This is a genomic window from Marinifaba aquimaris (assembly GCF_013328345.1).
In the GTDB taxonomy this organism is placed as follows: Bacteria; Pseudomonadota; Gammaproteobacteria; order Enterobacterales; family Alteromonadaceae; genus Marinifaba; species Marinifaba aquimaris.
In genome coordinates, this window is record NZ_JABULX010000016.1 from 79131 (window position 1) to 96599 (window position 17469).

General features: G+C 39.6%; 14 protein-coding genes. 9 read left to right on the forward strand and 5 right to left on the reverse strand.

Annotation, left to right across the window (positions count from 1 at the left end; all coding sequences use genetic code 11):
- Positions 1-21 precede the first annotated feature (21 nt).
- From hflX to HR060_RS11470, 7 genes are all read left to right on the forward strand, one after another.
- Positions 22-1311 (forward strand): ribosome rescue GTPase HflX, encoded by a 1290-nt coding sequence (gene hflX / locus HR060_RS11440; RefSeq protein WP_174200431.1) that lies wholly within the window; start codon positions 22-24, stop codon positions 1309-1311.
- A gap of 44 nt (positions 1312-1355) precedes the next feature.
- Positions 1356-2537: an FtsH protease activity modulator HflK gene (gene hflK / locus HR060_RS11445; protein WP_174200432.1), complete on the forward strand. Its 1182-nt coding sequence runs from the start codon at positions 1356-1358 to the stop codon at positions 2535-2537.
- Between the two features lie 3 nt (positions 2538-2540).
- Entirely contained in the window at positions 2541-3422 is an 882-nt protein-coding gene (gene hflC, locus HR060_RS11450; RefSeq protein ID WP_174200433.1) for a protease modulator HflC, read from the forward strand.
- A gap of 159 nt (positions 3423-3581) precedes the next feature.
- Positions 3582-5576 carry a winged helix-turn-helix domain-containing protein gene (locus tag HR060_RS11455; protein WP_174200434.1) on the forward strand — a complete coding sequence of 665 codons (1995 nt, stop codon included), beginning with the start codon at positions 3582-3584 and terminating at the stop codon, positions 5574-5576.
- Positions 5577-5856: 280 nt separating this feature from the next.
- Positions 5857-6339 carry a hypothetical protein gene (locus tag HR060_RS11460; protein ID WP_174200435.1) on the forward strand — a complete coding sequence of 161 codons (483 nt, stop codon included), beginning with the start codon at positions 5857-5859 and terminating at the stop codon, positions 6337-6339.
- Positions 6340-6483: 144 nt separating this feature from the next.
- Positions 6484-11907, forward strand: a complete 5424-nt coding sequence (locus HR060_RS11465) for a response regulator (RefSeq protein ID WP_174200436.1) — start codon at positions 6484-6486, stop codon at positions 11905-11907.
- A gap of 26 nt (positions 11908-11933) precedes the next feature.
- Complete coding sequence (locus HR060_RS11470) at positions 11934-13034, forward strand: HD-GYP domain-containing protein (RefSeq protein ID WP_174200437.1); 1101 nt, start codon at positions 11934-11936, stop codon at positions 13032-13034.
- A gap of 2 nt (positions 13035-13036) precedes the next feature.
- Here HR060_RS11470 and HR060_RS11475 read toward each other — a convergent pair whose 3' ends face one another.
- The 4 genes from HR060_RS11475 to HR060_RS11485 form a co-directional block, all read right to left on the reverse strand.
- Entirely contained in the window at positions 13037-14365 is a 1329-nt protein-coding gene (locus HR060_RS11475; protein ID WP_174200438.1) for a response regulator, read from the reverse strand.
- Positions 14323-14451 (reverse strand): response regulator, encoded by a 129-nt coding sequence (locus HR060_RS19870; RefSeq protein ID WP_425487459.1) that lies wholly within the window; start codon positions 14449-14451, stop codon positions 14323-14325. The genes HR060_RS11475 and HR060_RS19870 overlap by 43 nt, the downstream gene beginning before the upstream one ends.
- Positions 14452-14463: 12 nt before the next feature.
- Positions 14464-14619: a response regulator gene (locus HR060_RS11480; RefSeq protein WP_174200439.1), complete on the reverse strand. Its 156-nt coding sequence runs from the start codon at positions 14617-14619 to the stop codon at positions 14464-14466.
- A gap of 201 nt (positions 14620-14820) precedes the next feature.
- The gene (locus tag HR060_RS11485; protein WP_174200440.1) at positions 14821-15687 is read right to left on the reverse strand and encodes a YicC/YloC family endoribonuclease; all 867 of its coding nucleotides are present in this window, start codon (positions 15685-15687) and stop codon (positions 14821-14823) included.
- Between the two features lie 162 nt (positions 15688-15849).
- On the opposite strand from HR060_RS11485, the gene rph reads away from it, so the two are divergent.
- Positions 15850-16563: a ribonuclease PH gene (gene rph, locus HR060_RS11490; RefSeq protein WP_174200441.1), complete on the forward strand. Its 714-nt coding sequence runs from the start codon at positions 15850-15852 to the stop codon at positions 16561-16563.
- A 13-nt stretch (positions 16564-16576) separates the two neighbouring features.
- The gene (gene pyrE / locus HR060_RS11495) at positions 16577-17218 is read left to right on the forward strand and encodes an orotate phosphoribosyltransferase (RefSeq protein ID WP_174200442.1); all 642 of its coding nucleotides are present in this window, start codon (positions 16577-16579) and stop codon (positions 17216-17218) included.
- A 42-nt stretch (positions 17219-17260) separates the two neighbouring features.
- On the opposite strand, the gene HR060_RS11500 is transcribed toward pyrE, so the two are convergent.
- A partial coding sequence (locus tag HR060_RS11500; protein WP_174198709.1) for an integrase core domain-containing protein occupies positions 17261-17469 on the reverse strand: 209 nt, incomplete at its 5' end.

Sequence of the window (17469 nt, forward strand, 5' to 3'; positions counted from 1 at the left end):
TGTTTTTAAGAGGATGGCCACTTGTTTGATCGTTACGAATCGGGCGATGAGGCCATTCTTGTTCATGTAGATTTAGATGATGAAGTTGCCCGCGAAGACTTACAGGAATTAAAACTCCTTGCCTCTTCTGCTGGTATCAAAGCACTTGATGTTATAACTGCTGCTCGTTCTGCTCCTCACCCAAAGTATTTTGTCGGTTCTGGTAAAGCAGAAGAGATAGCCGTTAGCGTCAAAGCTCACCAAGCTAAAGTCGTCATATTTAACCACGCCTTATCTCCTTCTCAAGAGAAAAACCTAGAAGCTATATTGCAGTGTCGCGTGCTCGATAGAACAACGCTGATCCTGGATATCTTTGCTCAACGCGCGCGAACCCATGAAGGTAAACTGCAAGTTGAGCTGGCTCAATTGCGACATATCTCGAGTCGATTGATTCGCGGTTGGACTCACTTAGAGAGACAAAAGGGCGGGATTGGTTTACGCGGGCCGGGTGAAACCCAGCTAGAGACCGATCGCCGTTTAATTCGCGCGCGTATGAAAAACATAATGCGCCGATTAGAGAAAGTCGAAAAGCAACGAGAGCAGGGAAGACGTGCACGTAAACGTTCTGAGCTTCCAACTGTTTCTCTTGTAGGTTATACCAATGCTGGAAAGTCTACGTTGTTTAACCGAATTACCGAAGCCGATGTTTATGCGGCCGATCAGTTATTCGCAACGCTTGACCCTACATTGCGTAAACTTTCTATTGACGATGTTGGCCCAATTATTTTAGCTGATACGGTTGGCTTTATCCGTCATTTACCGCATGATCTGGTTGCTGCGTTCAAAGCAACGTTACAAGAAACAAGAGAAGCTGATATTCAGCTTCATGTTGTTGATGTTGCAGATGAAAGACGCGGCGAAAACATTGATGCCGTCAACTATGTATTAGACGAGATAGACGCTAACGATATTCCTCAGTTGTTAATCTACAATAAAATTGATCAGCTTGAGGAAATAGAGCCTCATATCGATAGAAACGATGAAGGCATGCCAACGAGAGTTTGGTTGTCTGCCCAGTCTGGTCAGGGCACTGACTTATTGATGCAAGCCTTGACCGAAAGGCTTGCAAAGTGCATGGTAGAACATAAATTATGTATACCAGCCAGTGAAGGCCAGTGGCGCGGAATGTTATTCGAATTAGAGTGCATCACTGGTGAAGATTTTGATGAGCAGGGAAATTGGTTAGTGGATGTTCGATTGTCGACAGATGATTGGAATCGACTAACAAAACGAAATGCAGAATTAAGCCAATATGTAGTTTCACTGAATTAATGGCTTAACGGAATTTAAATTTAACAATAACTTTGGAGCATGCCATGGCCTGGAACGAACCGGGTAATAGTAATAACAAAGACCCTTGGGGAAATGGGAATCGCAAAGGTGGAAATGATCAAGGTCCACCTGATTTAGATGAAATTTATCGTGACACTGTCACTAAATTCAAAAAAGCATTTGGCGGTAAAGGTGGTAACTCATCGACACCATCAAATGGCAATGACGGTGGTATGGCTGGACTAGGCATACTCGCTCTTGTTGCTGTGCTAATTTGGGTTTGGATGGGTATCTCAACCATTAAAGAAGCTGAGCGTGGTGTAGTTTTAAGATTTGGACAATTCCACACTATCTTAGAGCCAGGTTTAAAATGGCAACCAGCGTTTATTGACCGTGTTATTCCAATCGATGTTGAATCGGTTGTGTCTATGACTTCTAGTGGTCAAATGTTAACGCAAGACGAGAACGTTGTTGTGGTATCAATGGATATTCAATACCGTGTGTTAGATGCTCGTGCTTACCTTTTCAACGTGACAGACCCTGATTACAGCTTACGTCAAGCTACGGATGCCGCACTTCGATATGTAATTGGTCACACCAACATGGATGAAATCTTAACGACTGGTCGTGAAGTAGTTCGCCAACAAACTCGTGAATTACTCGAAAATACGATCGAACCTTATGATCTAGGTTTAGAAGTGGTTGATGTTAACTTCCTTCCGGCACGTCCGCCAGAAGAAGTAAAAGAAGCATTTGATGATGCAATTGCTGCACAAGAAGATGAAGAAAAATTCATCAACGAAGCAAACGCCTACGCGCGTGAACGCGAGCCTGCTGCTCGTGGTCGAGTTCGTCGTATTGAGCAAGAAGCAAATGCATACAAAGATTCTGTAATCTTAAAAGCGCAAGGTGAAATTGCTCGATTTGAACAGCTTTTACCTCAGTATATTGCTGCGCCAGAAGTAACACGTAACCGTTTATATCTTGAAACTATGGAGAAAGTTTATCAAAACACCTCTAAAGTGATGATTGATGTAGATGGTGGTAACAACATGATGTATTTACCGCTTGATAAGATTTTAGAGCAATCTCGAAATGCGCAGCAATCACAATCGGCTGCGCCGGTTCGAAGCTCAGGTCCTCAACCTGTTTATTCAAACCCGACTTCTTCAACGTCTAACCGTAGCGACCGATTTTCAGATTCTCGCTACTCTAATGGGAGATAACCGATGAAAAATTTAGTGTTAACTCTAACAGCCGTTGTAGCGCTTGTGTTGTACACCATGGTATTCGTGGTTTATGAAGGTCAGCGAGCAATTGTTATTCAGTTTGGTAAAGTTAAACGTGATGCAGAGAGCGCAACCGTAGTTTATGAACCAGGTATTCACTTAAAGATACCTTTCATTCAAACAGTTCGCTTCTTAGATGCACGTATCCAGACAATGGATGATGAAGCAGATCGTTTCGTTACATCTGAGAAAAAAGACTTAATTGTTGATTCGTATGTTAAATGGCGCATTAAAGACTTTGAAACTTTCTACCTAAAAACGGGTGGCGGGGATAAGTTAAGAGCTGAAGGCCTATTAAAGCGTAAAATCAACAACGGCTTACGCAGTGAATTTGGTACGCGTACCATTTCAGAAATTGTTTCTGGTAAGCGTGATGAATTAATGCAAGAAGCGATGGAACAAACAGCTGAAAGTGCAGCAGATTTAGGTATTGAAATTGTTGATATTCGCGTTAAGAAAATCAACTTACCTGATGAAGTCAGTAACTTTATCTTTGCTCGTATGCGTTCTGAGCGTCATGCGGTAGCAAAAGAGCACCGTTCTGAAGGTCGAGAGAAAGCTGAGTTTATCAAGGCTGATATTGATGCCAAGATTGCCGTAATGTTAGCAGACGCTGAGCGTAACTCTCGTTCTGTGCGAGGTGACGGTGATGCTCAAGCTGCTAAGATTTACGCAGACAGCTACAATAAAAACCCAGAGTTTTACAACTTCATTCGTAGCTTAGAAGCTTATAAGAAGAGCTTCCAAAGCAAGAACGATGTGTTAATTGTAAAACCTGATAGTGACTTCTTCCGATACATGAAAGACACTAAAGGTCAGTAGAACTACTGAACGATACTTTTAAAAACCGCCGGCTAGCAATAGTCGGCGGTTTTTTTATGTTTAACTTTCTCAAATATTGAACTTATTGATTTAAAAGCTAAAACTATCTAAGGTGTATTGTTAACCCCTAACTATTTTTAGCAATCAGTCTTATATTCAATGGCTCAGTATCACTTTTCAGATTACATCTACACCAGCCTTAATCACACGCTATATAACACCGAAACGGATACTGAATTTTCGCTTAAGCCAAAAACAGCACAACTGCTAAATTTTTTTCTAGAAAATGACAAACGATGTTTTTCAAAAGCTGAAATCAAAGCGGCAGTTTGGCCCAACTCTGTAGTCGAGGATGCAAGTTTATACTTACAAGTGAAGTTATTGAGGGAAGCTATCGGTGCTGAAGCTATCCAGACAAAAGAAAAGGTTGGTTATGCTTTTTCTTATACGGTTGAAGTGAAACCATCTGAACAAGGCACTCCAACTAGCCGTTTATGGCTTTGCTCTTTAATAGTCTGTTTTAGTGTTTTGCTTTTATGGAATTATTCTAAATTACAGAGCCATGAATCGCCTGTACCAAACCCTCCTTTGACTAAAAATGTGCTTTTAAGTTTTAGTAAAATTCAAAAGTTAGATTTTGACGCTAATGAAAAACTAATTGTTATGAATGGTCGCAGAGATACTAAAACAGGTTTTTCACTTTATTGGAAAAGAAATAATTTAGGTGAGGATGAAAAGCTCTTATTAGATGCGGGGGAAGGAAGCTTACATCAACCTAAGTTAATCGGAGATGACGTTTACTTTATTTCTGTTCATCGAGAGGAGGGCTGTCTTGTTAAGGTAGGGCAATTGAGTATAAGTGAATCACGTTTGATAAATATTCAAACTCTTGCTAATTGCGGAATATGGCAAAAAATAGGTAGCTTAGCTGTAACAAGAGATAAAGAAACTGTTTTTTTTACCAGAATCAATGAGCCTGGCAAGCCAGGCGAAATCTACAAACTAAATTTAAAAACCAATAAGGAATATAAACTTACTCACTTAATGCCCGACATTCTAGTTGATTATGATTTTAGCTTATCTGATGACAAAAAAATGTTAGCTATTTTGAGGTTAAATTCAGAGTTTCAGACTCAGGTTATTTTATATAAGGTTGATACTGGGGAAAGTGAAATTATAGATGAGTTCGACTCCATCATATCCGACGTAGTTTGGGCCAAAGGAAAAATCTATTTAGCCTATGAGAAAACAATATATCAACTCGAGTTTCCATCTAAACGAAGAACTAAAAAATATGCTTCAGGCGCCAATCTTTATTCGATAAAACCTTTAATTGACAATTTAGGAACTACTTCTTTTATGTACACGGCTGGACAACTGGTTAAAACAGATATGGTTCAATATTTTCCTAAAACTAACGAAATAAAACCATGGATGAGCTCGGCTAAAAATGATGTGACTCTCTCTTGCAAGGAGAAAAACAGCTGCTTTTTTGCTAGTGATAAAACAGGCATATACCAACTTTACAAACTTAATGGAGATGGAACGAATGAATTAATATCAGATCAATCAGAAAATAATTTTTTTAATCAAATTGTCCCTATTTCTAATTTTGAACTAGTAATCCTATCTGAAAATAACCTCTTTATTTATGACATTAAGGAAAGAACTTTCTCCCCTCTGTTAGTTGGCCAACGAATAAACTCTATTACTTCTTCATGTAGTACTGGCTCTGTATTAGTAAGTATCAAAGAAGCAGAAACAGCTTCCCTATACAGGTTGAGCTTAGTAGATGAATCTTTAGAACTTTTATCAACTGAAGCTGAACAAATTAAGTCTGATTGTTTTTCAGGAACACCGTCCGTTTATTTTACTAGGTCAAATGAGCAAGTACTTTACCGTTCAGATATCAATGAATTTAAACCTTCAATTAGAATTAGTGACTTTAGAATTCAACAAATTCGATATTATGACGTTGGCAATGAAAAAGTTGTTTGGGTGGATTATGAAAGTCGTATTCACTATTTCGATGGAAAAGGTATAGCTACTCATCAATTACTAGTAGACCCCTATGCTGTATATATGGGAGAAGAGGGACGTATTTACTTGAGTATTTTTGAAAGTGGAGAAGTACAACTGCAGTTAATCCAGTAACTGAATATTGGTCATTTGTTCTGTTTGTAATTGATCAGGATGATCAGAGTTTAATTTGACGCAAAATTTGTGTTTTGAATGTACGTTGATATTTTTAGCCAAAGGAAGGTCAAATGTTTTCAAAGTTAATCTTCGCTGTTTTTAGCGGTATTTCACTGTCTCTAAGTTACCCAAATTATCTTAAGCTTCCCGCCATTATCTTTATTCATTGCTCCATATTTAGCTGTGAAGTAGAGCCTAAATTTCAAGCCATAGTTTCTAATCTATGTGAGGCGAAATTATGGATAAAGTAAATTGTAATTTAGAAAACCTCTCAATCGAGAGCTTATTAAAAAAGGCAGAAGTTGATTTAGTAAAACGTATCGAAAGCGTTTCTTTTGAGGTAGAGGCTCAAAGTGTCTTTATCTTAAAGACTGAAAGTATTATTCCCATCGTGACTTTTGTTGAAGCAGATTTAGCAAGTATTAAACTGGAAAATACCTCAAGCTCAACATTAACAATGGGCCTTAGCTATTTTTGTGAGGTCGATGCCGAAGTTAATTTAAACGTGTTAATTACTGGGTTGGAACCTGACAACCCTGAAGAAGTGGGGCAAGCCAAAATATATATAAAAAGGGATCTTCAAATAAGGGCTGAAATTACCGCGATTAAGCAAGCTGATGGCACTTTAGGCTATCGCTCAATGACGCTAAACCCATTCCAACCTTATCTCTTTTTAGGTGAGATAGATGTTACTGATATCAGGTTATTAAGCCCTTTGTAATAGCTGTTTGGGAATACAAAAAAGTGTGGGCAAAAATAGCCGTTTAAAACTTGTTCAGAAGATGCTTTTTTAGCTGGCTAATTTATTGAAAATTCATAGTTCTTGACAAATACTGTCTTACATAAAGACTCTTTTTTCATTCTCATGCCAACGATTATAAGAATAAGGCGATTAGCGCTATTTATACTCTGCTGTTTTTGTTTAGCATTTGCGTTTAATACCTCTGTCAACGCACAAAGTAACTTTGCGTCAACTGGGCAAGATTTATCACTTGAGCAAATTAAGACCATTTCTGTTGAGCTTAAGTATTATGACGAAGTACTGACTTCCTCTTCACTCAGCTACATCTTTTCTTCCGATGCTAAATGGTTAACTCGATATCAAGAAACAGAGCCGCAGTTAGATAAAGTAATTAAACGTTTATTGGCGAACCAAAAAACAGAAGACCAAATATTAGTTAAGCGGATAGATGATGCAAATTTGTCTTTGGTAGATATAGAGAAGCGTGCTTTTGAATTAGTAGAAAGCGGCCAAAACAAACAGGCCATAGAACTTATCAATGGCCAAGCTTATCGCGATTTTAAAGCTGATTACTTAACCGCGCTGGCGGAGTTTATTGCCAAACTTGAGGCCCGTGCTCGTGCATTTGAAATTCAAAAAGCCATTATTGAATCATACGAAATTGACTTAACAGATGAAGAAAAGCGTTGGGCCAATACACAAAAAATCAAAGTCGGAGTTGAGTATTGGCCACCTATCATTTACGTCAACAATGAAAATAAAATTGATGGTTTGATTGGGTTAATGCTCAACAACATTATTGAGCGTACAGGGTTAGAAATAGAGATTATTCCCGGCCAGTGGAATGACTTATTGGCAGCGTTTAAGCAGGGAGAAATTGATTTACTACCTGATGCTTATCACACCAAAGAACGCGAGGCTTTTGGTAATTTTTCTTCACCTTTCTACTTAATGAGAGAAATCTTTTTTGTCAGTAGTGATAAAACTCATTTCCAAACCCCAGCCGACTTAGCTCAGGCTAAGGTCGCAATTCCTAAAGGTTATTCTTCAATAAAGAAATTACAGTCAATTTTTAATGATATTGAAATTGTACTCACTGACGATATTGATGACTCCATTTCTCGGTTAATTGATGGCGAGGTTGATGCATTATTTGGAGCGCAAGTTGTTATCGAGAGTCGACTAGAAACCAATGAGATTTTAGGGATTCGGGCTATTGATATGGACGTCACATCTCCTTCTTCTTTGCATATGCTCTCGAGCATTCATAAACCTGAATTAGCATCTATTTTACAAAAAGGTTTAGATTCGCTGAACTCACAAGGTTTGATGAAGCAAAATAGTGATTGGTTGACTAACTCCGCGCAAACCAGAGTTGAATTTAATCGCACTAATAGTGTGTCTGGCATTTTGTCTTTACTTGCTGGTCTTGTTGTTGCACTTCTCATCGTCGGCGCTGCTATTAGTAAAGTGTTACTTAAAACCAATGAGAAAGATTTAGCCGTTGCTTTGGGGTCAAACAAACTGCGTAACATCCTTGTTGCTGCACTGATTGGTTTTAGTATTGTGATGTTTTTCCTGGCGACATTTATTGTTGGAAAAGCAGAAGAAACACGCCATCAATCACTCAAGCATAATTTAAATACTCTGCTATCTTCAACGCATCACAGATTAACCAGCTGGATTGATGAAGAACTTGAACTGTTACAAAAACTAACCAATGAGCCTGAGTTTGTTCGATTAGTTACGCTGTTAAATGATAGGGCGATTAACAATATTGCCAATGTTGAAACAGAACAAGCGATGGCGGTGAAATACCTAACGGATTGGGATGATAATCAGGTTAAACGACGCTTCTTTGTATTATCGCCAAGCAACGAAATATTAGTTTCACAGCAGCCTAAATCTAACTTCCTCGCAAGCGAAGTAACTGAGCAGTTCCCGCATTTAGTAGGCCGAACCTTCTCTGGCCAACCAACTTTTATTCCTGCTGTTAGCTACAAAGACTCGCAATTCATGTTCTTTGCTGCTCCTATTTTAAATCTTGATGATCAAGTGATCGCGATTATTTTAAGAGAGATGGATCCAAAAGGCTTGTTTAGCCAAATTTTAACTTCAGGCTTTATGGCTAAAAGTGTAGAAACTTATGCAGTCAGTAAAACGGGTTTGTTACTCTCGCCAGTGCGTTTTGAAGATCAATTACGCGATATTGGTTTATTAGCGGATAAGCAATCAGCCCAGTTTAATTTAAAAATTTCAGATCCCGGGCGACCGTTGCTTGAAACGGATACTTTAGTTGAGTCAACAGATTGGCCGCTGACAGTCATGGCTGAAAGTTTAACCCAGGGTAGAGATGAAATGAACTTAGCTGGCTATCGCGACTATAGAGGTATCGAAGTCGTTGGTAGTTGGCTGTGGGATGAGCGACTTGGCTTTGGTATCACCGCAGAGATAGAGGCTGAGGAGTCCCTTGAGATGATCAACATCCTGCGATACACCATATACGGTGTGCTGTCTGTGTCCTTTATTTTGTTATTTGGTTCGACCTTGTTCACCCTTAGCTTAGGTGCAAAAGCAACTCGAGCATTGACGCGATCTCATAGTGAGCTTGAAAATTTAGTTGAAGGTCGAACCGCCGAATTACAAGCTAACATGACACGTACACGTTCGATTATCGAAAATGCTTCCGATGGCATTATTGTCGTCAACGAAAAAGGTGAAATTCAAGAGTTTAGCCCTGCTGCAGAAGCCATGTTTTGTTACAACGCAAACGAAGTTATCGGTCAGCAATTATCTATGTTGATGGATAAGCCTTTTCATCAGCACTGTTCTTCTGATAATGAGCAGTCTGATGACCCATTTGGTGATAATGATTTACTTGAAGCCAAGGGACGAAAAAAAGCGGGTAGTACTTTTGATTTAGATATTTCAGTCGGTGAAGCTGAAATTGCCGGAGAGCATGTTTTTACCGGTATGGTACGCGATGTCACGTTGAGAAAAGAAGCTGAACGTGAGTTAAAACACGCCAAAGAAAAAGCCGAAGAAGCCACTAAAGCTAAGAGTGATTTTCTTGCAAATATGAGTCACGAGATCCGCACGCCAATGAATGCCATTATCGGGATGAGCTATTTGGCATTGCAAACCGAGCTTACTCGAAAACAAAAAGACTATGTGAATAAAATCCATAATTCGGCTAACACCTTATTGGGCATTATTAATGACATTTTGGATTTTTCTAAAATTGAAGCCGGTAAACTAGAGCTTGAAAATATCCCATTTGATTTAAACAACAGCCTAGACAACATAGTGCAGATGATTTCGCTTAAAGCCAGAGAAAAAGGCTTAGAGTTACTCATTGATGTTCCAAGTGAATTGCCTGTTAGCTTATCGGGCGATCCCCTTAGGTTAGGGCAAATACTACTAAACCTTGCAACTAATGCCGTTAAATTTACCGATAACGGCGAAATCATCATTCGTGTATCAATCTACTTGTTATCTGATGATGATATTACCTTACAGTTTTCAGTCGCCGACTCTGGCATTGGTTTAACCCAAGAGCAGCAAGATAAATTATTCCGTTCTTTCAGCCAAGCTGATGCATCAACAACCCGAAAATACGGTGGTACAGGCTTAGGTTTAACGATCAGTAAGACGTTAGTGGAATTGATGGGCGGTAAAATTTGGGTAGAAAGCACTTATGGTCAAGGAAGTACTTTCTCATTTACTGCTACTTTTGGTATTTCAGAATTTACCAATGTAGAGACAGACTTACTGGCTCAAAACGTTAAAGATTTACCCGTATTGATAGTAGATGACAGTGTCGCGTCTAGAGAGATCTTAGTTCGCATGGCCGAAAGTTTAGGTTTTAACCCTGATGTGTGCGCCTCTGGTGAAGAAGCATTCGAATGTATACTAAACCAAGATAAGCAACAAGCGCCTTATGAAATCGTATTTGCCGATTGGAAAATGCCGGGTATCTCTGGTGTTGAATTGGGTAAGCGTGTAAAAGCTGCGCAGCTATCTAAACAACCTAAAATGATCATCATCACCGCTTATGACAGGGATGAAATGATTAAAGAAGCAGGTGAGCATCAGTTTGATAACTACCTAACCAAACCGGTTAATGCTTCTACTTTACTCGATGCGTCGATGGGCGCACTGTTTGGGCGTGAAAATAAATCAACGCAACAACATGAAATTCAATTAGACCTCTCTACTACAAAAGCTATTCGTGGCGCTAAAATCTTGTTAGTCGAAGATAATGAAGCTAACCAGCAAATTGCCATTGAGTTATTGGAGCTCGCTGGGCTCGATGTGACGTTAGCAGAAAACGGCTTGATTGCGGTTGATAAAGCACTTAAAGGGCGTGGCGAGTACGACATTGTACTGATGGATATGCAAATGCCGGTACTCGATGGCTTAGATGCTACTCGTGAAATCAGAAAAACCATTTCGAACGATGAATTACCTATCATTGCCATGACAGCGAATACCATGGCTGGTGATAAAGAGCGCTGTGAAGCAGCGGGTATGGATGGGCATCTTGCTAAACCGATTGACCCAAATGAAGTTTATCGTACGTTAGTCAATTGGATTGAACCTAAATTAACCGAGCAGGAGCAAGCTGCACTTGAAGATAGTGAATTACCAAAGACCTCTGATGAGCCTTTGCCAAATTTACCAGGATTTGACTTAACAAGTGCCATTGCGCGTATGGCAGGTAATGTAAAAGCCTATAAGAAAACGCTTAAGAAAGTTCATGAGCGTGAACAAGATGTTATTGAGCGTATCAATCAACATTTAGCTGATGAAGACTTTAATAGTGCGGTTCGTGCTGCTCATACATTAAAAGGTGTAACAGCGAGTATTGGTGCCGATGAATTAGCTGCTGTTGCAGGTGAGCTGGAAACTTGTTTAATGGATGTTGAAAAAGCGGGCCTGACAGCAGAGCTAGAGCAGCAGTTACAATATTTGATTATTGATAATCAGGTGCTCGTCGAAAAAAATATGGCGATAATTGCCAATGCCCTAGCAGAAAATGACGCAAATAAAGCACCAGGCAAAGCAGGCGCTGAGTTTGACCAAGGTAAAGTGCTAAGTATTGCTGGGCAGCTAATGGCAGACATTGAGAATTGTGATTCTGCTGCCAACGATAGGTGCGAGCTGCTATTTGAACTTACGCAAGCAACCGACTATAAACAAGGGGTTGAAGCCATTGATAACTTACTTTCTGAGTATGATTTTGACGGTGCTGAGTTACAGTTAAAACAATTAATAGAACAAATTGAAAATACCGGTACCAGTGTTGTCGATAATGCCAATACTGACATCAGTCAACCATACCTACTTGAACAACTTAGCGAGATAGCTGAGAAAATTGAAAATTTTGACTCTACAACGGGTGATGTTATAGATAACTTGCTCGAACAGGGAGTCAGGGATGATTTAGCTGAAGCATTGAATAAATTGGTGAGAGTGCTCGACGATTATGACTTTGATCAAGCGCAGGAAATGATCACTGCAATCATTGAATCGGCTCAAGAATAAAGCGACAAAAAGGAACTAAGCAAGCGATGCAAGGTAATAAAAAAACCATATTAACGGTCGACGATACTCCCGCAAATATTGATGTGGTAAAAGGAATTTTATCAAACGATTATATTGTACAGGCCGCAATTAACGGTCCTATGGCGATTAAAATTATCGAAAAGCGCAAACCCGATTTAATTTTACTTGATGTCATGATGCCAGAGATGGACGGTTATGAAGTCTGCGAAATTGTTAAATCCAATCCAGAAACTAAAGATATTCCTGTCATTTTTGTTACTGCCAAAATTCAAGAAGAAGATGAAACTCGTGGCTTGTCTCTTGGTGCAGTGGATTACATCACTAAACCTATCAGTGCGGCTATATTAAAGGAGCGAGTGAAGAATCACTTGTTACTAAAAGAGGCACACGATTTACTGCAAAACCAAAATCAAATACTGGAAGATAAAGTTGTAGAGCGCACTTCACAGATCAATGAACTGCAAGAAGTTGTTATGGTTGCCATGGGGGCGCTAGCTGAATCTCGAGACCCTGAAACTGGAAATCATATTAGGCGTACCCAGAGGTACGTAAAGCTGTTAGCCGTTGAACTTGCTAAATATGACGAATTTAAAGAAATTTTAACGCCAGAAACCATTACTTCTTTGTACAAGTCAGCGCCACTGCATGATATTGGCAAAGTCGGTGTACCAGATAATATCCTATTAAAACCGGGTAAGTTGACGGATGAAGAATTTGAAATCATGAAATTGCATACGGTTTATGGACGAGATGCTATTGCCGCTGCAGAGACATCGATGGACGTTGCCGATAACTTCTTAGTTCACGCCAAAGAAATTGCCTATTACCACCAAGAAAAGTGGGATGGAAGTGGTTATCCAGAGGGCATAGCAGGAGAAGCTATCCCAGTTTCTGCTCGCCTAATGGCTGTTGCGGATGTTTATGATGCATTGATCAGTAAACGTGTCTATAAACCCGCTTTTCCACATGAAAAAGCAGTTGCTATCATTAGTGAGGGCAAAGGCAGCCACTTTGACCCTGTAATGGTCGATGCATTTTTAGCGATTGCAGATGAGTTTGATCGCGTCGCTAAGACTTATGCCGATGCGGATGATGAAATTCAATAGGCCTAGCCAGAAATTACATTTTTACCTTTAGGCAAGGTGACCTTTAATGTCGTGCCTTTTTGGAATGAGGTTTCAAAAGAAATCTCACCACCTTGGGCTGTAGTCGCTAATTTGGCAGAATAAGTACCAATACCTGTCTCTTCTTTTTTACCGTGAGTTACAAATTTATCGAAGAAGCTTTCCTGTACTTCAATCGGGATCACACCTTGATTGTGAATGGTAAAAAGGACTGCTTCAGATGCGGCTGGTGAAGCAACTAGTTTGACTTCACTTTTTTCTGGAGACGCTTCAATCGCATTGTTGATTAAGTTAGTAAATAAATTATAACTGAGCTGTCCATCACCAAAATAAGTGAGGACGGGAGGAATTTTAAAACGCAGGGCCACATTGTTTTCTCTGCATTTATGCTGCAAACCAAATAAAACGCTTCTCATAAAGTCATCTACATGGATGACTTCACCTTTAGGTTTATATTGTCCTTGTTCTAATTGATACATTGTTTTTTGCCCTTCAACCATATTTTCAATGACATTGGCTGAATCTTTGATGATGGCGGTTTCTTTTTCACAGTTTGGGGCTTTTTCTTCAATTGTTTCAATAGTTGCTTTAATTGCTGTGAGAGGGTTGCGCAGGTCATGTTGAAATATTTGCTCAATTTCATCTCGTAAGCGCATATTATCCATTAGGGTATCAATCTGAGAGGTCATGTTTTTACGCTGATTGAGCTGACTGATGTGGATATCCATTCGCGCTAGGAATATTTCAGGCACGATGGGCTTAGTCACATAATCAACGGCACCAAGTTTTAAGCCTTTAACGACATCTTCTGTCTGTGTCAAAGCAGAAACGAATACAATTGGAATATGTTCGGTACTTGGATCGTTCTTTAAGGTTTGGCATACCTCTAAACCATCCATTTCAGGCATCATAATATCGAGTAATATAAAGTCAGGCTGCTTTTTACTTCGACAAATGTCTATCGCCTTTTTACCCGATTTGGAAGCTTGTATTGTGTATTTTGACTTTAACAACTCACTGATAACTGTGATGTTATTGGGCTCATCATCCACGACTAAAATATTGTATTCTTTAGGGCCTTGAACAGCTGCTTCTTCTTCAACTTCGATAATTTCAACGTCTTGAGCTTCGACAATTGTTTTTGGTTTTGGTGCTGTCAGAGATTTTTGAATTCTGCTCTTTAGCATAGCTTGGGAAAATGGTTTGATTAAGTATGATGAGACCCCCAGCTTAATGGCCTTCATCACATCTTCTTCATTGACGTTTGCCGTCACCATAATAAAAGGGATATGGCTCGAACGTGGTTGGTGCACAATTGTCTGAGCAATTCTAGCCCTGTCATTTTAGGCATATTCCAATCTGAAATGATGATATCAATGGCATAAGCCGATTTTTCCATTGTCTCAATGGCTTAAATACCATTTTGCGCTCTGATGACATTTTTAAAACCCAGATTAGTAAGCATAGCCACCATAGTTCTGATCATAATCGTGGCATCATCTACGAGTAATACCGTTTTATTTGTGACCGATCTGGGTTCAGACTTTTGCGGTTTAAAAATATTCATGAGAGTGCAATATTCCTAACTGACCTGTTGAGCCTTTTTATATCAAATCGCTTCAAAGTTTAGTAATAAACTGCTGAAAAATCAGTAAAAGTTAGTGTGATATTGCGAAATTAGAGAAACAGATAATGGAATAGAAAGTAGCTAATAGATTATTTAAAGATAGGCTGGCCGTGACTGGAGGTTTGCCACGGCCGAAAAGTGTTATTCAATGTTCTGAATTTGCTCACGCATTTGTTCTATTAATACTTTTACTTCTACCGCAGCGTTAGTGATTTCAGCATTAATTGACTTTGATGCGAGTGTATTTGCTTCACGGTTAAACTCTTGCATCATAAAGTCTAGACGACGACCACATGCACCACCTTTTTTCAAAATGGCTTGGGTTTCTTTGATATGTGATTCTAAGCGGTCTAATTCTTCTGCTACATCAACTTTTTGTGCTTGATAGATAAGCTCTTGCTCTAAGCGATTTTGATCAATTTCAGCGTTTAGTTCATCCAACTTAGTTTGTAACTTTTCACGCTGCCATTTCAAAATTTCAGGCATTGCGTTTCGAACCACAACCACTTGTTCACCAATGGCTGTCAAACGTTGTTCTATTAGCTTTCTGAGTGTTTCACCTTCGCTCGCACGGGCATCGATAAAATCTTTAATTAACTGATCAAACTGGGTAATTAATTCTGCTTTTAAGGCATCTAAATCTTGCTCTTCAGCAGACATCACACCAGGCCAGCGCAACACATCAATAGGGTTAATATCACCGCTACTGGCTTCTGCTTTGACCCAGTTTGCCGCTTCGATAACTTGTTTAGCTAAATCTTGGTTGACTAATAACTTGCCTTGCTCGGCCCCATCACTTGATAACTTTAAGCTACATTCCAATTTACCGCGTTGCATGCTTTTGCGGATTTTTTCACGTAATACTGGCTCTAAACTGCGTTGGCTTTCTGGTAAGCGAAAGAAGTTTTCTAAATATCTTTGGTTAACTGAGCGTAATTCCCAAACTGCGCTACCAAAATTGCCTTTTTTTTCAAGACGGGCAAATGCCGTCATGCTGTGAATTGCCATATGAACTGTCTGTTATCTAATTGATTAAGCGAGAAAAACAGATTATAGCCTTGGCTAACTGAGTTTGGTATCACTGTTTTGTTAGAAATTAGAGTTTTCTGCTGTGAAGCTGCTGATATAACTTCTATAATAGGCGCAGTTTAAAAATTAAAGGAGAGAGCGATGCGTCCAAGTGGTCGTACGGCTGGTCAAATCCGCCCGGTAACTATTACTCGTAATTACACATGTCATGCTGAAGGTTCGATATTAGTTGAGTTTGGCGATACTAAAGTTTTATGTAATGCCACTGTTGAAGCGGGCGTGCCGCGCTTTATGAAAGGTAAAGGCGAAGGTTGGGTTACTGCTGAGTATGGCATGTTACCACGCTCAACGCATTCGCGTATGCAACGCGAAGCGGCAAGAGGTAAACAAGGTGGCCGCACGTTGGAGATTGCTCGATTAATCGCACGTTCATTACGTGCAGCTGTCGATTTAAAAGCCTTAGGTGAAAATACCATTACAATCGATTGCGATGTTATTCAAGCTGACGGTGGTACACGTACTGCCTCTATTACAGGTGCATGTGTTGCTTTAGTTGATGCCTTAACTTACATGCGCAAAGAAAACATGATCAAAACTAATCCGCTTAAACATTTAATTGCCGCTATTTCTGTGGGTGTTTATAAAGGGGAAGCGATTGCAGATCTTGAATATGTTGAAGATTCTGAAGCAGAAACGGATATGAACGTTGTGATGACTGAAACCGGTAAGCTTATTGAAGTACAAGGTACTGCCGAGGGCGAACCATTTAGTTTTGAAGAAATGGATGAAATGTTAGGTTTAGCAAAAGCGGCCTTGATTGAAATTACTGATATCCAAAAATCAGCTTTAGCTTAATTTAGAGAACACAATGCAAGCTTATCAAAAAGAATTTATTGAATTTGCGTTATCGCGCAATGTACTTCGTTTTGGCGAATTCACTTTAAAGTCAGGCCGTATTAGCCCTTATTTTTTCAATGCAGGCTTGTTTAATACTGGACGTGATTTGGCTAAATTAGGCCAATACTATGCGCAGGCGTTGCAATCATCTAATGTTGATTATGATTTAGTATTTGGTCCTGCTTACAAAGGTATTCCTATTGCGACGACGACAACCGTTGCGCTTTCAGAGCACCATGACAAAGATGTTCCATACTGCTTCAACCGCAAAGAGAAGAAAGACCACGGTGAAGGTGGTTCACTAGTTGGTTCTGAATTAACGGGCAAGGTTATGCTTGTTGATGATGTGATCACTGCTGGAACGGCTATTCGTGAATCGATGGAAATTATCAAAGCGGCTGATGCGACTCTATCTGGTGTATTAATTGCACTTGATCGCCAAGAAAAAGGCAAAGGTGAGTTATCAGCAATTCAAGAGGTGGAGCGCGATTTTGGTACAACTGTTATTTCAATTGTGACCATGTCTGACGTTATCAGCTATTTAGAAACTCAGCCTGAACTTGCAGAGCACTTAACCAATATGAAAGCTTATCGCGAACAATACGGTGTTTAAGTAAGGTTTGACCCATCCTAGTATGGGTTGACACTTTTTTGATTAAAACGCCTGATGAATTTCATCGGGCGTTTTGTATTTTAAGGCCGAATGTGGCCTTTGTTGATTATATAAATCGACTGATTGTTTTACCATTTCCCTTGCCTCATTTAGGTTATTTGGTTTCATTAACAAGTATTCGTTTTTAAGAATACCGTTTACTCTCTCAGCCAGTGCATTTTGATAGCAGTCATAACCATCTGTCATTGAAC